20 protein-coding genes are annotated in these 20,990 nt (G+C 62.0%); all 20 read right to left on the minus strand.

The window, feature by feature from the left end:
• Nucleotides 1-40: 40 nt before the first annotated feature.
• Entirely contained in the window at nt 41-2,524 is a 2,484-nt protein-coding gene (locus tag BLT26_RS04255) for a TonB-dependent receptor plug domain-containing protein (RefSeq protein WP_217631370.1), read from the minus strand.
• Nucleotides 2,525-3,159: 635 nt separating this feature from the next.
• Nucleotides 3,160-3,981, minus strand: coding sequence for an MBL fold metallo-hydrolase (locus BLT26_RS04260; protein ID WP_091509075.1), 822 nt, complete (start codon nt 3,979-3,981; stop codon nt 3,160-3,162).
• A gap of 149 nt (nt 3,982-4,130) precedes the next feature.
• On the minus strand, nt 4,131-4,622 hold the full coding sequence (locus BLT26_RS04265; RefSeq protein WP_091509079.1) for a protein disulfide oxidoreductase: 492 nt from the start codon (nt 4,620-4,622) through the stop codon (nt 4,131-4,133).
• A 52-nt stretch (nt 4,623-4,674) separates the two neighbouring features.
• Entirely contained in the window at nt 4,675-5,403 is a 729-nt protein-coding gene (gene tsaA / locus BLT26_RS04270; protein ID WP_425435275.1) for a tRNA (N6-threonylcarbamoyladenosine(37)-N6)-methyltransferase TrmO, read from the minus strand.
• Nucleotides 5,404-5,465: 62 nt separating this feature from the next.
• Nucleotides 5,466-6,929 carry an NAD-dependent succinate-semialdehyde dehydrogenase gene (locus BLT26_RS04275; RefSeq protein WP_091509082.1) on the minus strand — a complete coding sequence of 488 codons (1,464 nt, stop codon included), beginning with the start codon at nt 6,927-6,929 and terminating at the stop codon, nt 5,466-5,468.
• Nucleotides 6,930-7,037: 108 nt separating this feature from the next.
• Nucleotides 7,038-8,432, minus strand: a complete 1,395-nt coding sequence (gene der, locus BLT26_RS04280; RefSeq protein WP_091509086.1) for a ribosome biogenesis GTPase Der — start codon at nt 8,430-8,432, stop codon at nt 7,038-7,040.
• A 160-nt stretch (nt 8,433-8,592) separates the two neighbouring features.
• Nucleotides 8,593-9,756, minus strand: a complete 1,164-nt coding sequence (gene bamB, locus BLT26_RS04285; protein WP_091509094.1) for an outer membrane protein assembly factor BamB — start codon at nt 9,754-9,756, stop codon at nt 8,593-8,595.
• Entirely contained in the window at nt 9,753-10,493 is a 741-nt protein-coding gene (locus BLT26_RS04290; protein ID WP_091509100.1) for a YfgM family protein, read from the minus strand. The genes bamB and BLT26_RS04290 overlap by 4 nt, the downstream gene beginning before the upstream one ends.
• A gap of 106 nt (nt 10,494-10,599) precedes the next feature.
• The gene (gene hisS / locus BLT26_RS04295) at nt 10,600-11,862 is read right to left on the minus strand and encodes a histidine--tRNA ligase (RefSeq protein ID WP_091509103.1); all 1,263 of its coding nucleotides are present in this window, start codon (nt 11,860-11,862) and stop codon (nt 10,600-10,602) included.
• 54 nt (nt 11,863-11,916) lie between these two features.
• Nucleotides 11,917-13,029 carry a flavodoxin-dependent (E)-4-hydroxy-3-methylbut-2-enyl-diphosphate synthase gene (ispG, locus tag BLT26_RS04300; RefSeq protein ID WP_091509106.1) on the minus strand — a complete coding sequence of 371 codons (1,113 nt, stop codon included), beginning with the start codon at nt 13,027-13,029 and terminating at the stop codon, nt 11,917-11,919.
• 102 nt (nt 13,030-13,131) lie between these two features.
• Complete coding sequence (locus tag BLT26_RS04305; protein WP_091509110.1) at nt 13,132-14,262, minus strand: RodZ domain-containing protein; 1,131 nt, start codon at nt 14,260-14,262, stop codon at nt 13,132-13,134.
• Complete coding sequence (gene pilW, locus BLT26_RS04310) at nt 14,252-15,031, minus strand: type IV pilus biogenesis/stability protein PilW (protein WP_245720589.1); 780 nt, start codon at nt 15,029-15,031, stop codon at nt 14,252-14,254. Before pilW ends, BLT26_RS04305 begins: the two co-directional genes overlap by 11 nt.
• Nucleotides 15,032-15,102: 71 nt before the next feature.
• Complete coding sequence (gene rlmN / locus BLT26_RS04315) at nt 15,103-16,230, minus strand: dual-specificity RNA methyltransferase RlmN (protein ID WP_091509115.1); 1,128 nt, start codon at nt 16,228-16,230, stop codon at nt 15,103-15,105.
• A 57-nt stretch (nt 16,231-16,287) separates the two neighbouring features.
• Complete coding sequence (gene ndk, locus BLT26_RS04320) at nt 16,288-16,716, minus strand: nucleoside-diphosphate kinase (protein ID WP_091510915.1); 429 nt, start codon at nt 16,714-16,716, stop codon at nt 16,288-16,290.
• 215 nt (nt 16,717-16,931) lie between these two features.
• Complete coding sequence (iscX, locus tag BLT26_RS04325) at nt 16,932-17,126, minus strand: Fe-S cluster assembly protein IscX (protein ID WP_091509118.1); 195 nt, start codon at nt 17,124-17,126, stop codon at nt 16,932-16,934.
• Nucleotides 17,127-17,166: 40 nt separating this feature from the next.
• Nucleotides 17,167-17,505: an ISC system 2Fe-2S type ferredoxin gene (gene fdx / locus BLT26_RS04330; protein WP_091509122.1), complete on the minus strand. Its 339-nt coding sequence runs from the start codon at nt 17,503-17,505 to the stop codon at nt 17,167-17,169.
• 99 nt (nt 17,506-17,604) lie between these two features.
• Entirely contained in the window at nt 17,605-19,482 is a 1,878-nt protein-coding gene (hscA, locus tag BLT26_RS04335; protein WP_091509126.1) for a Fe-S protein assembly chaperone HscA, read from the minus strand.
• A gap of 74 nt (nt 19,483-19,556) precedes the next feature.
• Nucleotides 19,557-20,087: a Fe-S protein assembly co-chaperone HscB gene (gene hscB, locus BLT26_RS04340; protein WP_091509129.1), complete on the minus strand. Its 531-nt coding sequence runs from the start codon at nt 20,085-20,087 to the stop codon at nt 19,557-19,559.
• 137 nt (nt 20,088-20,224) lie between these two features.
• A complete protein-coding gene (gene iscA / locus BLT26_RS04345) occupies nt 20,225-20,548 on the minus strand; it encodes an iron-sulfur cluster assembly protein IscA (RefSeq protein WP_091509133.1) in 324 nt (107 codons plus the stop codon).
• Between the two features lie 16 nt (nt 20,549-20,564).
• Nucleotides 20,565-20,972 carry a Fe-S cluster assembly scaffold IscU gene (gene iscU / locus BLT26_RS04350; protein WP_091509136.1) on the minus strand — a complete coding sequence of 136 codons (408 nt, stop codon included), beginning with the start codon at nt 20,970-20,972 and terminating at the stop codon, nt 20,565-20,567.
• Between the last annotated feature and the right edge of the window lie 18 nt (nt 20,973-20,990).

The raw sequence follows: 20,990 nt of genomic DNA on the forward strand, positions 1-20,990 counted from the left end.
GCGGGTTTTTTTATGCCACTCTGTCAAAACTCGTAACGGGTCAGAATTCGTAACGAGTCCTCAGGTAGTAAAAGCCACCCTCGAAACCGAATGGTGAGAACTGGCTGTAGCGATTACCTACCCCGTCACGCGCGCCCGGATTCTCCTCCGGATACTGGTCCAGAAGGTTCTGTGCACCCAGGATGACTGATGCCTGGTCGGTGAAAGAGAAAGATACTTCAGCGTCCACCAGTACCTCGCCACCATAGAGTTGGCCATCTTCAGAATCGAACCAGTCGTCATAGGAACTGACCCTGCCCAGAAAGCCCCAGCTGCCGAGAGCCGTATTACTGGAAAGCGTCCAGCGCGTTTCCGGCAATCCCTCCTCCAGCTCACGGATCCTGGTTGCATCGATAGTCTCGGGAGAGAACTTGTCGACTTCTGTGTGTGTCTGGTTGTAGGCCAGGCTGAAGTCGGTATTGTCGCCAATGCTGTCGGTCGAGTATGTGGCCACGATATCGACACCGGTGGTGGTGGTATCGAAGTCATTGGTAAAGAAGCGGAAATTCTGCAGGTTCGCGGCGCTGGTTACGCCGGATGCTACCAGGCTGTCCACTTCGGCCTGTGTCAGCGAGTACAGCTGGGACGGCGCAATCCGGTCTTTAACCTCTATATTGAAGTAATCCACGGTGATGTCGACCGCGCCCAGCGTAAATACCGCACCCAGCGTCCAGTTGGTTGATTCCTCCGGGTCCAGCGCCTCGCCACCCCGTAACTGTGCGACAGGATTGGTGGGGGGGATAGTGCCGTTATTGACCAGGTCGTTGAGCGCCAGGTCAAATTCTGTGGAAACATTGAATGCGTTCGACTGCCCGGGCGTAGGCGCCCGGAATCCCGTACTCCACGACCCACGCAGGGCGAGACTGTCAGTAATATCGATGTTGGTGGCAAGTTTGCCATTGGTGGTGGTCCCGAAATCCTCGAAATCCTCCACCCGTAGCGCCAGCCCCAGCAGCCAGCCCTCGGTGACGTCCGCTTCCAGGTCTACGTAGGTGGCGTAGTTGGAGCGGCTCCACTGCCCGCCAGCCAGGGGACCGAAGCCGGGGAAACCGTTGGCCGCCGCACTGAAGCCCTGGGAGGCCAGCGGACCGATTTCATAAGAGGCCTGGTCGCCGGTGGTAATTTCGAAGGTTTCGTCACGCCACTCAAAACCTGTGGCCACGCTAAGCTCGGAGGCAAGTCCTACCTCGAAACCCTTGACGAAATCCACATTGAAATTCTTCTCAAGCTGGGTGTAGGCACCGGGGTTGAAGCTGGTGGGTGTCTGCGGCCCCAGGGAGGCGTTCACCGTATTGTAGATAAAGAAATCCACATCGTTGTAACCCAGGCTCGCGCTGACATCATATGCCCAGCCATTGGCCGCCTCGCCACGGACTCCGGCAACCCCCGCGAGATCAGTCACGTCACCGCCAAAGCGCGGAGTGAAACCCCCGGGGAATATTTCCTGGAAAGAAAAACACTCATTGCTGGCCAGGGCGTCCGCATGGCTGAAGCCAGCACAGCTATCCAGTCCGTTGCCCGGGTCCAGGTCACCGATCAGCGGTTCGCCGGTGGATGCGTCAGCGAATACGGCGCTGCGGGTTTCGGGGTTACGGAAATAGAAACCGCCATCGACATGCTTGCTACCGTAGTTACCGAATGCGTAAAACTCCCTGCTGCCGCCAAGCTCGACGCCCATGTTCACCACACTCTTGAAATCGTCGCTGATTTCCGGGCGCCCCCATACCTGGGCCGGGTCCTCGACGGCGGTGTTACCGGCGGCGATTAAAGCCGCGGCGTCGTTGCGCTGGACGCTGCGGTTGGTGTCGTCCTGGGCACCGAACTCGAAGCTCACATTCGCAAAGCCCTGGGATGTAAAGGGCATTCCGTAATTTCCGGATACCCGATACTGGCGACCATCACCCTCGTAAAACTCTCCGGCTTTTACCTCGACGGCGCCGCCGTCAGGGCTGTCTTTCAGTTCAAAATTGATCACACCGGCTATCGCGTCGGAACCGTACTGTGCGGCCGCCCCGTCTCGCAGGACTTCCACCTGCTGCAACGCAATCGCGGGAATCTGGGAAATGTCCGGTCCCTGGGCACCATCGGAGACACCATTGCCCAGCCAGGCGATAACCGCAGCCCTATGCCGTCGCTTGCCATTTACCAGTACCAGGGTATGATCCGGCGCCAGCCCGCGGAGATTGGCCGGCCTTACCAGGCTGGCTGCATCGCTGATTGGCTGGGTATTGACGTTGTAGGAGGGAACCACGTTACGAAGCAGCGAGTTCAGGTCCGAGTCGCCCTGCTTCGTGAAGTCCTCACCGCTGATGATATCAATGGGTACTGCCGAATCGGTTGCGGTGCGCCCCTCTACCCGCGTGCCGATGGTGATGACTTCCTCCATTACCCGGTTATCAGAGTCCTGGGCATTGGCCGGGCTGACTACTGCTGCAAGCGCCGCCGCCAGGAGGCTCGGGGTACTAAGAATCGTGGTCTTGTTCATTTGGGCTTCCTTGAAATTATTGTTTTCCGGGGTGCGCGCCGGCACACCAGTTGAAGACTGCCGGTTATTCACTGCAAGAAACATGACAACATCGGGAGAGCAGCAGCCGGACCGTACGCACTGCCTGTTCGGCCTGGAGGCTGGCTTCCCGATCGACATGATGCCAACTCCCGATCCATGCCGGGACTGGCCTTGATTTTGCCTCTGGTTTTGCTTTCCTTTCACCTCCACGTAGCCATTTACCGATGGTCTACTTTATGTTGCCAACCATTGCACCAGCCTGCGCCCCGCTATCAGGCGGTGCTATCCGTTCCATTCTATTGACCTTTTAACAACGACATTGCACACCTCAATGTGATGCAGATCTCATAAGCGGCATCATGGCGTAAAAATCAGCCGCAACCAGTCATTTGCAGCTTTGCCAGGCGAACTTACCGCCCGCCACTCCCTGGACAGTGGTAACCGGGACCTCAGGTTGTTCGCCAGTAACGGGTATTGGAGAAGAGAAAAAGGGAACAAGAATCAGTAAGGAGCGCCGCGCCAGGTATCCGCCCTCTTCGCGGCAACACTGGCGGGGGGAGTTGGGAAAAATAAGGGCATGGCAGCGCCCCAGCAGGCTTTTTTTCGGCCCTGAATCAGGCTGGGGGGAACAGGCTGAGGTCCACCCGCAAACAGGATTCAATCAGGTTGCGCTTGCTGAAATTGTAACGACTTGCGACACCGACCAGTTCTTCCCGGCCCAGCAACCTGTGCGCAATGGCTTCCAGGCCCAGGCCGGTTGCATACAGTTCCTGCGCGCTGCTGGCCAGGTCGACCAGGTAATCATATTTTTCCCGCAGCCTCGCCCGGCCGTTTTCCACCACTCCACGGTGGGGGCAGATAATGACAGCAAAATCTCGGGCAAGGACAGCCTGGATGCTTTGCAGCAGGGTCGATACGTCCTCATCGATGCGTAGCATTTTCAGGTAATTGGCGATATAGAGGTCGGCGCTGAAAAGCCAGCCGCGGTCTGGCAGCAGGTAGCAGGCCATGTCTTTCGCATGACCGGGTGTGAAAAGAGGCTCCACGCGTTCGGTGCCGATACGTATCTCCTCCGGCAAAGGGCGCGCCTCCACCCGCGGGGCCGTCCCCCAGATCAGCCTCTGGATTGGGGGAATACGGAATCCGCGTCGCAGGATCTCCCCCGTCAACGCCGGCGCCGTGGGCTGCACACCGGTGAGGCGGTAAATTGCCCCGGCGTTACCACTGTGATCTTCGTGATGGTGAGTCAATAGCAACTGGGTGAGCTCACGCTGCCGTATAAATGGCCTCACCTGGCGCCACTGGTTACTGGGGCCCGTGTCGATCACTGTTCCGCCCAGCCTGTAGACGACAAAGGTGGTGTTTACGCCGAGGTTGAAGCGGCCCACCCTGACGGCTTCCAGGTCTTTAAAGCGAAAGGATTCAATGACTGACAAGTTAACCTCGCAGGGTCTGGCGCTGCCGCCGGGTGGCCACGCAGGGTAAAATTTGCTGTTGGCCCCAATTCTGGCGAGGGAGGGTGCGCAGGGGAAGCACCGATTCCGCTAGTCTGCGTTACCTATTCGCGCAGGGCACGCCCAGTGGATCAGTCGGTAAACGCCAGCCGCCACTGAAGTCCCCATTTGGTCGTGCTTCCGGAGGTCACCCAGGCAATGTCGCCGTTGCTGTCGACGATGACGATGGTGGGCGTGACACGCACGCCCCAGCGGGCACTGAGTGCCCCGGAGGGATCATTGATGGTGGGAAACCGGAGACGATTCTCCTGCAGGTAGGCCCGCACCTCCTCCGGCGCCCCGGACTGCAAGGCTACAGTGATTACCTGGTGCTCCCTGGCCAGCTCGGCAACTGCCGGAGAGACCACGCGGCAGTAACCGCACCAGGTGGCCCAGAAATAGACCACAACCGGCGCGCTGCCGGCCATCTGCTGCAGGTCCAGTAATTCTCCGCCAAGCGATTTTCCCACCAGCGGCCGCGGCTCTTCACGGGGCAGGTCGCGCTGCTGGTAATAACCCACCACGGTAAGCGCGACTACCGCAACCAGGGTAAACCCACCCAGGCGGCGCAGGGCAGTCCCCATGGTCCCGAGCCATGCTGGATATCGATGGCTGACAGGAGTCCGATCTCCCCGGTCAGGTTGCCTGAGCATCGTCACCCCCTGGCTCCGGATCCAGCGCCACCACCGAGATCGCATTTTCGTGGTATTGCCAGCGCAGGTCGAAACCGCACAGCTTCATCCCGTATATCCGCTCCGGGTCCGGCTTCTGGTAGGCGGGTTTGGGATCCTGGGCCAGCACCTGCTTGATCAGTGCAGGCAGGTCAGTGCCCCAGTCATCCCGGTAAGCCTCGGCTTGCTGCAGGATACCCTGGGGGATATTGACCACCACGGGTTCGGGGGCTTCGGCGGCGAAGGCGCTTTCGGCATCTAGCAGCGCGTCCGCATAAGGAATGTAGGGCTTTATGTCCAGTACCGGGGTTCCGTTTACCAGGTCTGCGCCACCGATAACCAGCTCCACGCGCGGGGAGGTACGCACTTGCAGCAGGCGCACCACCGACAGCCCGATATTGTTGGGCCGGAAGGGTGAGCGGGTAGCGAGGACACCGAGCTTCCTGTTGCCACCCAGGCGCGGCGGGCGCACCTTCGCGGACCACTGCCCCGCAGCCTGGTGGAACTGGAACAACACCCAGATATGGGTATTGTCTGCCAGCCCCGCCACGGCCTCGGGGGTATCCAGGGGAGGGAGCAGTTCGATGGCCGCGCGACTGGCGTCGGCCAGAAGAGGCTGTCGCGGCACGCCAAACTTCTCGCCAAAACAGGAATGGACTATGCCAATGGGTGATAGCTGGATCTTTGTATCGATGGTCGTCTTCTCTTGCCGGCCACCCCCTGCCCGCCTCCTTGAGGGGGCAGGAAGCACTGTGCCTACTGGTCGATCCCACCCATGCACAGGTACTTGATCTCGATGTAATCATCGATGCCGTACTTGGAACCTTCCCGGCCGACACCGGACTGCTTGATACCACCGAAAGGGGCCATCTCATTGGAGATTATGCCCTCGTTGATACCGACCATGCCGTATTCCAGGCCCTCGCTCACGCGCCAGATACGGCCGATATCGCGGGAGTAGAAGTAGGAGGCCAGGCCAAACTCCGTGTCGTTGGCCATGCGGATGGCCTCTTCCTCGGTTGAGAACTTGTACAGCGGCGCTACCGGACCAAATATCTCTTCCTTGAAGAGCTTCATCTCGTCAGTCGCCCCGGTCAGGACCGTGGGTGCGTAGAAACAGGCCCCCATCTCGCTGGGCCCGCCCTCGACCACCGCCTCGGCGCCCTTGGAGGTCGCGTCCTCGACCAGGGACTGCACGTCTTTCACTGCGCTGGTATTGATCATCGGGCCGACGTCCACGCCCTCTTCCCTGCCATCGCCCATCTTCAGGTCGCGTACCGCCGCGCTGAATTTCTCGGCGAAGGCGTCGTAGACCCCCTCCTGGACGAGGATGCGGTTAGCACAGACACACGTCTGGCCGGCATTGCGGTACTTGCAGACAATCGCCCCCTTGACCGCAGCATCCAGATCGGCGTCGTCAAACACGATAAATGGTGCGTTGCCACCCAGCTCCATCGAGGTCTTCTTGATGGTCTCGGCGCACTGGGCCTGCAGCTGTTTACCCACCGCGGTAGAACCGGTGAAGGTAAACTTGCGCACCAGTGGGTTGGAGGTCATCTCGGCACCGATGTCGCGCGAGCTCTTACCCGCCACCACATTGAATACGCCCGCGGGAATACCGGCCTCTTCCGCCAGGGCGGCCAGGGCGAGAGCTGACAGGGGCGTCTCCGAGGCCGGCTTGGCGACGAACGGGCAACCCGCGGCCAGGGCCGGGGCCATCTTGCGGGCGATCATGGCACTGGGGAAGTTCCACGGGGTGATGGAGGCGGTAACGCCGACCGACTGCTTGATCACCACGATGCGCTTGTCATTGGAGGGCGGCGCGATGACGTCGCCATAAATGCGCTTGGCCTCTTCCGAAAACCACTCGATATAGTTGGCGCCGTATTTTACTTCGGTCGCGGCCTCAGAGAGCGGCTTGCCCTGCTCGGTGGTGAGGATTTTTGCCAGGTCATCGACGTTCTCGATGATCAGGTCATACCAGCGCCGCAGGACCCCCGCCCGCTCCTTCACCGTGGCGTCACGCCAGGCGGGCCAGGCGGCGCTTGCCGCTTCGATGGCCCGGCGTGTCTCAGCCGCACCACAGTCGGCAATACTGGCGATCACCTCGCCGTTGGCCGGGTTGGTAACGTCCAGGGTCGCCCCCGAATCGGCATCGATCCACTCGCCGCCGACATATGATTGCTTGCGCAACAGTGCGGGGTTCTTCAGGTCCAGCATAACGATTCCTCCGTTCAGCGAATCCCAATCCACAGGCTTCGGGTGGAAGCCAGGTCACCCGGCCCACGCGCAGCCTGGCGCTATGCGTCCCGGGCCCGGTGCGCCGGGTTATTTCTTCTTTTTCACAAACTTCATCAACCGGCGCTTCTTGGCTTTCTGGCGATCGGTCAGCTTGTTCTTCTTTCCGGCATAGGGGTTGGCCCCGGTGCGGAACTCGATTTTCACGGGAGTACCGTGCAGGTCGAGCGCCTTGCGAAAAGTCTTCTCAAGGTAGCGCACATAGTGCGCCGGCACCTGCTCGGTCTGGTTACCGTGGATGACGATCACCGGCGGGTTCTGCCCCCCCGCATGTGCGTAGCGTAACTTGATACGGTGGCCGTGTACCAGCGGAGGTTGGTGTTCACTTACCGCCCACTGCAGGATCCGTGTCAGGTGATTGGTTGAAAGCTTGTCGGTGGCCGACTGGTAAGCGGCCTCGATGGATTCATACAGGTGGCCGACCCCGGTCCCGTGCAGGGCCGAGATAAAGTGGATATCCGCAAACTCAACAAAACGCAGGCGCCGCTCCAGCTCGGTCTTGACGTAGTCGCGGTGTTCCGGCTCCAGCCCATCCCACTTGTTCAGGGCCACCACCAGGGCGCGGCCGGCCTGGATCACGCTGCCCATCAGGTGCAGGTCCTGGTCCACCAGGCCCTCGCGCGCGTCGATGACCAGCACCACCACGTTGGCATCTTCCACCGCCTGCAATGTCTTGACGATGGAGAACTTCTCCACCGACTCCTTGATGTTCTTGCGCCGCCGGATGCCGGCTGTATCGATCAGCGTGTAGGGTTTGTCATCGCGCTCATAGTTGATGTACACACTGTCGCGGGTCGTACCCGGCTGGTCGTACACCACCACCCGGTCCTCCCCCAGCAGCCGGTTCACCAGGGTCGACTTGCCCACGTTCGGGCGTCCGACGATGGCGATCTTGATGCCTTTGGCCTGTTCCTCCTCGGCCGCGACCGGCTGCTCCGGCAGTCCCTCGACCACCCGCTCCATCAGGTTACGCACGCCGCGACCATGGGTGGCGGTAGTCGGGAACAGCTCGCCGATGCCAAGCTCGTAGAATGGTGCCAGGGCGATATCTGGGTTCACGCCGTCAACCTTGTTGGCCACCAGCAGGGTCGGCTTCGAGCGCGAGCGCAGCTGCTCGGCGATCATCTCATCCGCGGGCGTCAGGCCGGCGCGACAATCGACCATAAACAGGACGAAGTCCGCCTCCTCGATGGCCTGCATGGATTGCTGGGCCATGGCGGCATCGATTCCTTCCTCGTCACCGGTGATCCCCCCGGTGTCCACGAGTATCATCTTGCGGCCCTCGAATTCCGCTTCACCGTACTTGCGGTCGCGGGTCAGGCCGGCGTAATTGGCCACCAGCGCATCTCGGCTCTTGGTGAGCCGGTTGAATAGTGTGGATTTGCCCACATTGGGGCGCCCGACCAGGGCGATAACAGGCAGCATAATTCAATCTACTCGGGACAATTTCCCGTTTGCCAGAAATGCGAACGCCCGCGCGTGGCGCGGGCGATAATTCAGTTGCCCGCCGGCCTTTGCCGACGGGCTCCCACTCTTGGGTCTCTCTCCACAACCAGTGAAGGGAGTGGTTCAGCCGTATCCCGGATCAGCGGCGCTCGAGGCGCAGCGCCACCAGCTCTCCTCCGTCGGAGAGGGCAAACAACAGGTCACCATCCACCAGCAGCGGGATGCGCACCGCATCACCATCGATCTGCTCGCGGCCAATCAGCTCGCCAGTGGCAGGGTCCAGGACGTGCAGGTAGCCCTCCAGGTCACCCACCACCACGGTATCACCGAAGTAGGCCGGGCCACTGAGTTCACGCCGCAACAGCTTGTCGTTGCCCCAGGCGATCTGGCCATTGCCCACATTGTAGGCGTAGACACTGCCAGAGGCATCGCTCAAGTATACATTGCCGGCCCCAACGTCGACGCCGTGATTGGTAGAGGCATCGCGTGCCCACAAGCCGCGGCCGTCGTTACGCGACAGGGCGACCACGCGCCCCTGGTAGCTGGCGGCAAAGACCAGGTCACCCCGCACTACGGGGGCGCCATCGATATCGACAACACGCTCCAGTTCAGCCGACCCCTGCGGGATGGCCACACGCTGTTCCCAGCGCGGAATGCCGTCGCGGGCATCCAGGGCGATAAGCTTGCCATTGTCCAGCCCCGCAAAGACCATCCCGCCCGATATCACCGGCGCTGCGGTGCCGCGCAGGGTAAGGACCGGCAGGGTGCTGCTGTGACGCCAGAGCTCTGTGCCCTCACCGGCGTCGAGGCCAAACAGCTTGCCATCCACAGTCTGGAGCACCACCGCGCCCGAACCCACAGCGGGCGCTGCAACCACCTCGGCTGAGAGCTGGTGCTCCCATACCACAGAGCCGTCGTCCAGGTTCAGGGCCACCACACGACCGCGGTAATCGGAAACCACCGCCAGGCCCAGGCCGACCCCGACGCCGCCGCTCAGGGGCACATCGAGCTCGGTTTCCCACAGGCGATTGCCCGAGCTGCGCTCGAAGGCACTGACCTCGCCATCACTGCTGGCCGCCACGATACGGCCGGCGCCGATAGCGGGTTTGAGCATGGCGTAACGCTTGACGTCGATATCGCCAATTCCCCGGGACCACACCTCCCGCAGCTCCACCTTTTCATTGATCTCGGTGAGTTCAAGCGGGTCGGTATCCTCTTGCTCCTCGTTGGAGGCGCAGGCAACCAGTGTGGCTGCCAGCGCCACAAGAGTTGCCCGGCTCAATGCGCGGGAAAAAAATCTCATTGCTCGTCACTCTCCTGTGCCGGCTTGCTTTCACTCTCTTCCTGTTCCGCTGCTGCTTCGGTTCCGGTATCTGCGCCTGTTGCGGTTGCGCCGATGCTCTCCGCCTTCAGCCGCAGCAGTTGGGCGCTCCCGGCCTGTTCCGGCAGCAGCAGGGCCAGCGCTTCCTCATAGGCCGACCTGGCGGCGGGCTCGTCACCCCGCTGGAGGAGGATATCGCCGCGGGTCTCGGCGTAGAGGGCGGCGAATGCTTCGGGCACATCCCCTTCCAGCAACTTCAGCGCTTCTTCGGACTTGCCCCGCGCACTCTTCACGGCTGCCAGGCGACGCTTGGCGACCAGCTCCAGCGAGGTCTCGGAAGCGTTGTCCAGCACCCACTGGAGCTGTTTCTCGGCCTCTTCCAGGTCGTTATCATCCGCGGCCAGTGCCGCCAGGTGCAGGGCTGCCTGGGAGGCGTAGATACGGTCGCCGAATTCGTCTTTCAGCTGGCGCGCCAGGCTATTTGCCGTCGTCAGCTGCTTGTTGTCCGGCTCGCCCTGGTTCGCACTCACCGCCTGCAGGAAGCCCTGGTAGAGATCGGAGGCCTCTTCCGCGGAAGCGCGCTCGTTGCCCTGCCAGAACTGATAGCCGAAGTAACCCGCCAGGGCCAGCACCACGCCAGTGACAATCCCCTTGCCATTCTCCGCCCACCAGCGCTTCAGCGTTTCTATTTGTTCTTCTTCGGTAATATGGTCAGCCATGGGTAACTCGTCTTTCCTGTGATTGTTTGAGACTTCCCGCAGTGACGGTCGCCGGCTGCGACCAGACTGATCGCCGGCACATACCGTCGCTGCACAATTCTGTGGTTCAGCCCTGGAGCACCGCGGCCAGGTCGGCAACAGCCACGGTCTGCTGCGGTTCGTCAGCGCGCAGGAACTTGACAGTTACCTGGCCCGCTGCGGCCTCGTCCTCACCGATGATCAGTGCGAAGTCGGCGCTGCTCTTGTCGGCCTTCTTCATCTGGCTCTTGAAACTGCCGCCGCCGCAGTGGGTCTGCAGGCGCAACCACGGCAGGCTGTCGCGGATCTGTTCCGCAGCCGTCAGGGCCGCCGATTGTACATCACCTACCGCGACCAGGTAGGCATCGACCTGCTGCTCCAGTGCCTCGGGAAGCACCTCCAGGGTCTGCAGCAACAGCACCAGGCGCTCGACGCCCAGGCCGAAACCAACCGCGGGCGTAGGCTTGCCGCCCATCTGCTCCACCAGGCCATCGTACCGGCCACCGGCGCAGACGGTGCCCTGGGCCCCCAGGCTGTCAGTGACCCACTCAAACACGGTCTTGCCGTAATAGTCCAGCCCGCGCACCAGCCGCGGGTTGATTTCGTATTCGATCCCGGCAGCGTCCAGCATCTGGCGCAGGCTGGCAAAGTGCGCCGCGGATTCCTGGTCGAGGAAGTCCAGTAGACAGGGAGCATCGGCCAGCAGTTCCTGCGTCTGGGTATTCTTGCTGTCGAGGATGCGCAGCGGATTGCGCTCCAGGCGGCGCTGGCTGTCTTCATCGAGCTGGTCTCGGCGCTCTTCCAGGTATGCCACCAGGGCCTCGCGGTAGGCGGCGCGGCTTTCGCTGTTGCCGAGCGAATTCAGCTGCAGCCGCACATGGTCGGCCACACCCAGCTGGCGCCACAGGCGCGCGGTCATGATGAGGATTTCTGCATCGATATCCGGGCCCTCGATGCCAAACACCTCCACCCCAAACTGGTGAAACTGGCGCAGCCGACCCTTCTGCGGGCGCTCATAGCGGAACATGGGGCCGAAATACCACAGCCGCTGGGGCGTGGTCAGCAGGTTGTTCTGTATGCCAGCCCGCACGGTACCCGCCGTGCCTTCCGGGCGCAGGGTGACACTGTCGCCGCTCTTGTCGTCGAAGGTATACATCTCCTTCTCGACGATATCGGTGGCCTCACCCACCGCCCGGCTGAACAGCTGGGTGACTTCCAGCAGCGGGGTGCGGATTTCGCTGTAGCCATAGCGGGCAAAGAGCTCGCTCAGCGTGGATTCCACATACTGCCAGGTGGGGGAGTCTGCCGGCAGCAGGTCGTTCATGCCGCGAATTGCGCGAAGCTGTTTCAACGGTATTCCTTAATCGTGTAACTCAAACTTGTTTTGACTTGCGGGGAGTGTCGCTCAGGACCTGGCGATGATGTCCGCTTCACTGGCTTCCTTGGCCGCCGCCTTTTCGCGGATCAGGCGCTCGAGGTCATCGACCAGGTTCTCGTTCCTGAACTTGCGGTCCGGTTGCCCATCCACGTAGATCGCGTGGCTCGGGGTGCCCCCGGCAAGGCCTATATCCGCCTCCCTGGCCTCGCCGGGCCCGTTGACGATACAGCCGATCACGGCGACATCGAGGGGCGTGGTAATGTCCTCGAGGCGCGTCTCCAGCTCGTTCATGGTCTTGACCACATCGAAGTTCTGGCGCGAACAGCTGGGGCAGGCAATAAAATTGATGCCCTTGGTGCGCAGCCGCAGGCTCTTCAGCAGGTCCCAGCCCACCTTGACCTCTTCGACCGGGTCCGCCGCCAGCGACACCCGCAGCGTATCGCCGATGCCGTCCAGCAGCAGCGCCCCGAGACCGATGGCGGACTTGACCGTACCCGAGCGAAGACCGCCCGCCTCGGTTATCCCGAGATGCAGTGGCTGCTCGATCTGCTGGGCCAGCTTGCGGTAGGCAGCGGTGGCCATGAAGATATCGGAAGCCTTGACGCTCACCTTGAAATCCTGGAAGTCGAGGCTGTCGAGTATCTCCACGTGGCGCAGCGCAGACTCCACCAGGGCATCAGGGGTCGGCTCGCCATACTTTTTCTGCAGGTCCTTCTCGAGGGACCCGGCATTGACACCGATACGGATCGGGATGCCGAGGTCGCGGGCCTTGTCGACCACCGCCCGGATACGCTTCTCGCGACCGATGTTGCCCGGGTTGATTCGCAGGCAGTCCACACCCAGGTCTGCCACCCGCAGGGCGATGCGGTAATCGAAATGGATATCGGCCACCAGCGGCACGGAGACCTGTTTCTTGATCTCGCCGAAGGCCTCGGCAGCATCCATGCTGGGCACAGATACCCGCACGATATCCGCCCCGGCCTGCTCCAGTCGCTGGACCTGGCCGACGGTGGCCGCCACATCGCAGGTATCCGTATTGGTCATGCTCTGTACCGATATCGGCGCTCCGCCCCCGACGGGCACATTGCCGACCATGATCTGGCGCGACACGCGGCGGACGATAGGTGACTCGAATTGCATAGGGCTGACCTGCCAGTTTCGCAGATTGAAAAAATCGAGGGGGAATTATAGAGAGATTGGGCGCAAACCTACAGGGTTTGCGCCCGGGGGAAGAGGGACGGGTCAGTGCCCGACAGTGATACGGCGGGTGCGACGGTTACCGAGCGGCGAACTGTCCACCAGCTCGCCCTCGAAGCGCACCTCGGTGGCCGCTGCATTGCCGAGCATCAGCTTGAAGGGCGGCTCGCCGCGGAGGTCCACGCCCGAGCCCGCCGGCTGGAGCTTGGCAACCAGCACACTGCCACTGGCGTCTTTCACTTCGATCCAGGCGTCCTCGGCAAAACTCAGTTGCAGGCGCGCCTGGGCCGCTGCGGTCTCCGCGGCTGCGGCAACAGCGGCATCGACCGGGGACGCCTGCGTTTCATTGCCGGTGACTGGACTGCCCACGGGCTCAGAGAGGCTAGCAGGTTCCGGCTCAGTCACCGCCGGCGATTCAACCGCCGCCGCAGCCACGTCGGACCGGATAGTCGCGGTGCCAGTCGGCTCCGCAGGTGCGGTGTCGGCCGCGCCCTCTGCCGGGAGTTCCGCAGATACAGCCGGTTCGGTAACCGCCTCGGCCACCGCATCGCCGCCCGGGGCAGAAAGCGAATCGCCGGCCTCGTCCGCATTAACGGAAACCGCTCCAGGGGCCACCTGCTCTTCGGCTGCCAGGTCAACGTCATCGCCGACAAATTCGGGATGCGCCGGCTCCGCGACTGGCGCAGACGCGGTTTCGGCGACCTCGCTCACGGCAGCCACCGATGGGGCAGTCCCATCATTGCCGTTCATCCACCAGAAAGCCCCGCCGACGGCTATCAGCGACACCAACGCCAGTCCGGACAAGCCGCGCCGGCCACCGGCGACCGGGCCGGAGTCCCGCTGGACATGATCCAGTATCGCAGGGGTGTCCTCTTCCTGGCCGCAATAGCCCGAATAGGCCTGCAGGATCGGGGCCTCGTCGATATCCAGCTCCTTGCAGATGTTGCGGATATACCCCTTGATGTACAGGGACGCCGGGAGCCGTGCGTAGTCGTCGTTCTCCAGCAGGGTCAGCTTGTCCCCGATAAAGCACATGCGCTCGGAGAGTTCTTTGCGGCTCAGGCCGGCCGCTTCGCGCGCACGGCGGATCAGGGTACCCGGAGTATCTCCGGACACCGGCTGGTTGCGGGGGGAGGCCTCCGCCTCATTTACAGTTTCGGACTGGTTAACCGTCATTGGCCATCATCTTCTGGTATTTGAGCGTTTCCGCCGAATAGGGATAAAGGTTCTTCAGGGCGAGTCCGTAACTGCGTTCCTTGTCGCGGTTGCCAAAAATCTTCTCTATGCGGATCCCGAGCCACAGCGACTGGGGGACCTGCCGGTTTTTTGCACTGTAGCGATCCAGGTAGTGCTTAGCCTCTGTATAGGCACCAGTGTCAAACTTGAGTTCCGCCAGGTCCAGCAACGCCTGGGGCAGGTCGCTGTCCAGCGCCAGTGCGCGTGTATAGGCCTTTTCAGCCTCGACCTCCTTGCCCAGCTCGCGCGCGCACCGCCCGAGGTTGGTCAGCGCATAGGAGCGGCGGTTGTAGGTGAGGTCCTCGGAGGCGATGCGGAACTGCTCCAGCGCATCCTCGTAGCGGCCCTGCTGGTAAAGGAAGACCCCGTAGTTGGTGTGCGCCATGGAAAAATCGTCACCGTAGCGCAGCGCCTTGCGGAAGTGGTCCTCCGCCACCTCGAACTCCTGGTCAGCCTGGTACAGCAGCGCCAGGCCGTGATGGGCCCGCGGATCCCGCTTGCCCAGCTCCAGGGCTTTATTGAAGTGGTAACGTGCCAGGTCCCGGTTGCCCCCGGCCTTCAGGTAGCGCAGGCCCAGCTGGACATGGGTATCCAGGGCCTTGTCCAGGTTCACCTCGCCCCGATCGGGCAGGCCGGTGGTCACGCAGCCAGTGAGCCAGGCACTGAGGATCACTCCCGCCAATGGCAGGGCAAAGGATTTGGAGAACACAACATCACCTGTAGTTTTTATAATGCGTTTCGCCGGGAAACGGCCGGCCGCCGGCTCTATGGGGTATCCCTTCAGCCAACGATCCTTACCGGCTGTGCCGCGTTGCGGTAGCGCTCCGACCGGCGCGTGCGGTCGTTGACCGTGCCGGCCAACTGGCCACAGGCCGCGGCAATATCGTCCCCACGGGTAGTCCGCACGGTTACGGTAAAGCCTTTGTCCAGCAAAATCTGCTGAAAGCGTCGCAAAGCGTTATTACTTACCCGCTGGTAATCAGAGAGCTCAAACGGGTTAAAGGGTATCAGATTTATCTTGACAGGCACATCGCGCAGCAGGGCGGCAAGCTGCTCTGCATGTTCGGGACGGTCGTTGACCTCCCGCATCAGCGTGTACTCGATGGTCATTTTGCGGTGGGTGTCGGGCATCCGCTCGATATAGCGCTTGGCGCTGTCCAACAGCATGGCGATCGGGTACTTCCGATTGATCGGCACGAGCTCGTTGCGCAGCTCATCATTGGGTGCATGGAGCGAGATTGCCAGGCTCACGTCTGTCACGTCCGCCAGCCTGTCCAGTGCGGGTACCACCCCGGAAGTGCTCAGGGTCACCCGGCGCTTGGAGATGCCGTAGGCATTGTCCTCCATCATCAGGTTCATCGCGTCGACCACATTGTCGAAGTTGAGCAGGGGCTCGCCCATGCCCATCATGACCACGTTGGTCACCTTGCGCGGTCCCTTGGGCTGGAGCTGTCCGAACGATTTGCACGCAATCCATACCTGGCCGATGATCTCGGCCGCGGTCAGGTCGCGGTTAAACCCCTGCTTGCCGGTGGCACAGAAACTGCAGTCCAGGGAACAGCCCACCTGGGAGGAGACACAGAGGGTGCCACGGTCTCCGTCGGGGATGTAGACGGTCTCGATGGCACTACCGCCCTCTACTTTAATCAGCCATTTGCGCGTGCCGTCGGCCGAGTCCCACTGGCCCAGCACCTCGGGGGCACAGATCTCGGCCACCTCGGCGAGCTTCTCCCGCAGCGCCTTGCTGACATTGGTCATCTGGGAAAAGTCGTCGACACCGTTCTGGTGGATCCACTTGAGCACCTGCACCGCACGGAAGCGCTTCTCGCCCAGCGACTCGAAGAACGCGGTCAGCTTTTCGACCGAAAGGCCTAGCAGATTCACTTTTTCGGTTTGTGGCTGGGTCATGGATTCACCTCGGGGAGTGGGCTGCGCCGGCCCGGACGGGCCGGCGCGAACGCGGGCTTAGGCGCGCGGGCAGATTTCGTCGTCGGCAAAGAAGTAGCTGACTTCGCGCGCGGCAGACTCGGTGGAATCGGAACCGTGTACAGCGTTAGCGTCGATGCTGTTGGCGAAGTCTGCACGGATAGTACCGGCCTCGGCTTCCTTCGGGTTGGTGGCACCCATCAGGTCGCGGTTCGCCATGACAGCGTTCTCGCCTTCGAGTACCTGCACCACCACCGGACCGGAAGTCATGAAATCCACCAGATCCTTGAAGAAGGGACGCTCCTTGTGCTCGGCGTAGAATCCCTCGGCTTTCTCTCGGCTCAGGTGCACCATTTTCATGGCGACGATGCGCAGGCCGGCCTTCTCGAAACGGCTTTCGATTTCGCCGATCACATTCTTGGCTACCGCGTCCGGCTTGATGATGGAAAGAGTGCGCTCCAGGGCCATTTTGTTCTCCAATTGACAATTTTTACATGCAAAAAGAGCAACCGCAGTTGCTCTTCCTTGAATTCCTTCCTACGGCGGCCGGGCTTCCGCCCAGCCCCCGGCACCGCGAAGGAGCCTGGCCAGCGCGGCCAGGCCGTTTCACGGCCGGCGGATTATACGCACAACTGCACGAAGTTTGTACTACTTCCGCCGCCCCGCGACCGGGGAACGTCGCTTCAGTCAGCTTCCTCGATCCAGGCGGCCTGGATGGCCTCCAGGATCTTCTCACCACAGCGCGCCGGGTCATCATCGAAGCCGGGCAACTCGATAACCCAGTTGCGCAGGTCGACGAAATTGACCCGCAGGGGGTCTACATCCGGGTGTGTGTCCACCAGCTCTATGGCGATGTCGTTGATGTCCGTCCACTTCATGTGTGCGTCTTCTCCCCGTTGCTCATGCCCGACCGGCACGTCAGTGCTTTTCGGACACCTGGTTGATGGTGTATTTGGGTATCTCAACCACCAGGTCCTCGTCGTCTACGATAGCCTGGCACGACAGGCGAGACTCTGGCTCCAGCCCCCAGGCCTTGTCCAGCAGGTCCTCTTCCAGCTCGTCCGGCTCGCCGAGGGAGTCAAAACCCTCGCGAACGATCACATGGCAGGTGGTACAGGCGCAGGATTTCTCACAGGCGTGTTCGATTTCCACTCCGTTCGCCAGCGCCGCGTCGCAGACGCTGACGCCACTTTCCACTTCTACCACCTTGCCTTCCGGGCATATCTCTTCGTGGGGTAAAAATACGATTTTCGGCATAGTGTGCTTACTCGCTATGGTCTCAAGGGCCGGGCAGCCCCAGGGCTGCCCGCGCCTTCACCCACCTTCCTTCCCCGGGCCGGGGTCGGTGCGGGCGTGTTATCGGTCGAATTCATCCAGCGTATGGCCCTGCATGGCACGCTTGATGGAGGCATCCATGCGCCTTGCGGCGAACGGCTCGGAGATCTCATTGAGCGCCTCGATACGCCGGCGGATCTCCTCCGCATCACCACCGTTGTGGGCGAGGCGCAGGGCCTCCATCGCCCGCTCCAGCTCATTGAGCTCATTTTCCCCCAGCAGTTCAGCGCCGTTCTCTTCCAGCGCCACCAGCAGGGCCTCCAGGGTCCGCTCGGCCTCTACCCTCGCCTCCCGCAATGCCCGCGCAGCCACGTCCTCTTCGGCGTGCTCATAGGAATCCTGCAGCATGCGGGTGATATCCGTCTCTTCCAGCCCATAGGACGGCTTTACGGTGATATCGGCGCTGACGCCACTGCTCTTCTCCATCGCGGTAACCGACAGCAGGCCATCCGCATCCACCTGGAAGGTGACGCGGATGTGGGCCGCGCCCGCCACCATGGGGGGAATGCCGCGCAGCTCAAACCGCGCCAGCGAACGGCAGTCCTGGACCAGCTCGCGCTCGCCCTGCACCACGTGTATCGCCATCGCCGTCTGGCCGTCCCTGAACGTGGTGAATTCCTGTGCCTTGGCCACCGGGATGGTGGTATTGCGGGGGATCAGCTTTTCCGTGAGCCCTCCCATGGTCTCGATACCCAGTGACAGCGGGATCACATCCAGCAGCAGCAGGTCGTCACGGGACTTGTTGCCCACCAGTACGTCGGCCTGCAGGGCCGCGCCGATGGCAACCACCTGGTCGGGATCGATGTCTGCGTGCGGCGCGCGGCCGAAGAAGCCCTCCACCCGCTCGCGTACACGCAACGTGCGGGTGGAACCGCCCACCAGCACCACTTCCCGGACTTCGCTGGTACCGACACCCGCGTCACGCAGGGCGCGCTTGCAGGCACGCAGGGTCTTGTCGATCATCGGGTCCAGCAGCGCTGCCATGGCCTCACGGTTCAAGTTGCCGCGCCAGTCACCATAGGAGATCTCCACCTCCGTACGGTCTGCCAGCGCCTCCTTGGCCGCACAGGCGCGATCCAGCAGGGCGCGCTGGGTGGCCACATCGTGGTCAGTGCCCAGCCCCGCCTGTTCCGCAATCCAGCCGGCAATGGCGCGGTCGAAATCATCGCCGCCCAGCGCCGAGTCCCCGCCGGTGGACAACACCTCGAACACCCCGCGGGACAGCCGCAGGATGGAAATGTCGAAGGTGCCACCACCCAGGTCATAAACCGCGATCACCCCTTCCTCACCCTGGTCCAGCCCGTACGCCACCGCAGCCGCGGTGGGTTCGTTCAGCAGCCGCAGCACGTGCAGGCCCGCGAGCTTTGCCGCGTCCTTGGTCGCCTGGCGCTGGGCATCATCAAAGTAAGCTGGCACGGTGATCACGGCGCCATCCAGCTCGCCACCCAGGGCCTGGCCGCCACGCACCGCCAGGACTTTCAGGATCTCCGCGGATACCTGTACCGGGTTGACGGTCCCGGCTGCAGTTTCGATTGCCACCATGCCACCCTTGCCGGCATCCTCCCCGGACTGCACAAAGTGGTACGGCAGCTGGTCGCCGAAACTCTTTACATCGCCGATCCCGCGCCCCATGAAGCGCTTGATGGACAACATGGTGTTGTAGGGGTCTTCACCTGCACGCTCTCGCGCGGGCCTGCCCACGGTGACAGAAGCATCCGCACCGTAATGTACGGCAGAAGGGAGGATAAGACTGCCATCCTCCGCCGCGATGACCTCGGCACTGCCGCTGCGCACGGTGGCGACCAGCGAGTTGGTGGTGCCCAGGTCGATACCCACGGCGCGCTTGCGCTGGTGGGGCTCGGGAGTCTGTCCGGGTTCGGAAATCTGCAGTAATGCCATCAGCTCACTCGTCTTCGCAATCGGTCACTTCAATATCTCGGCGCCTTTCCCCGCGCCCTCGGCTACCCCAAGGCTCAGAAATCGCCCAGCAGGTCTTCTTCCAGTTCTTCCACCTGCCTTTGCAACTTGGCCAGGAACTGCATCTTGAGCAGGGAATCGCTGGCACCTTCCAGTTCGCCGTCGACGAAGAGGCGGCCAAACCTGTCCTGTTCGGCGGTGAAAAGATCGCCGACTTCCCTGCTCAGCGCGTCCAGTGCCGCCTCGGGATCGGCCTCCCCGCGCACTTCCTCCAGTCTCTCGCGCAGCAGCATCTGCTGCATCAGGAACTCGGCGTCAGCGGTCGTCTGCTCGGGACTGATCTCGACCCCCGCCAATTCCAGCAGGTAGCCCGCGCGAGCCACTGGCTCGCGCAGGACGTTGTGGGCTTCGTTGATCCGGGTCGCATACTGCATGGCCAGCATCTGCTCGCGGTCGGACTTTGCCGCGTACCTGTCCGGATGGAATTCACGCTGCAGCTCCCGGTAACGTGTCGCCAGGGCCTCCCGGTCCACACTGAAGCCGGGCTTCAGACCAAAGATTTCAAAGTAATTCAGCTGCTGAGTCATCGCGCTCCAAGTCCTCGACCTGCCCTCCGCCACGGGAGGCGCTGCCCTACAAAAAAGGCCGGCGTGCAGTGACGCACCCGGCCCACGAACCTGCCTGGGATTTTCTGGCCATGGACCTGATCAGAGTCTCCCGGGGTTCACACGTGAAAACTTTCGCCGCAACCGCACTCGTTCTTCACATTCGGGTTGGAGAAAACAAACCCCTCATTCAACCCCTCCTTGACGAAGTCCAGCTCGGTCCCGTCCAGGTATACGAGGCTTTTCGGGTCTACTACCAGCTTCACGCCGTCCTGCTCGAACACTTCGTCCCCGGCACCGGCCTCGTCCACAAACTCGAGTACATACTGCATGCCGGAGCAGCCGGCCGTACGGACACCCACCCGAATACCGATACCCTTGCCGCGGCTGTCGAGCTGGCGCTTGACGTGCGCCCGCGCCGCTTCGGTCATGGTAATTGCCATAAAGTCGCCTTACTGCTTAGCTGGCCGCGCTCTCTTCTGCCTTGACGCCACGCTTCTCGCGGATATTGCGCACCGCGGCCTTGATGGCGTCCTCGGCCAGCACGGAACAGTGAATTTTTACCGGCGGCAGGGCCAGTTCCTCGGCGATCGCAGTGTTCTTGATCTGCTCCGCCTCATCGATGGACTTGCCCTTCACCCACTCTGTCAGCAGGGAGCTGGACGCAATGGCGGACCCGCAGCCGTAGGTCTTGAACTTGGCATCCTCGATGATGCCCTGGTCGTTGACCTGGATCTGCAGGCGCATCACGTCGCCACAGGCGGGCGCGCCCACCATACCGGTACCCACATTGTCTGCATTGTCGTCCATGCGGCCGACATTGCGTGGATGTTCATAGTGATCGATAACTTTGTCGCTATAGGCCATGACTATTCTCCTGGATCT

Origin of the sequence: Microbulbifer yueqingensis (assembly GCF_900100355.1) — a bacterium.
Taxonomy (GTDB): domain Bacteria; phylum Pseudomonadota; class Gammaproteobacteria; order Pseudomonadales; family Cellvibrionaceae; genus Microbulbifer; species Microbulbifer yueqingensis.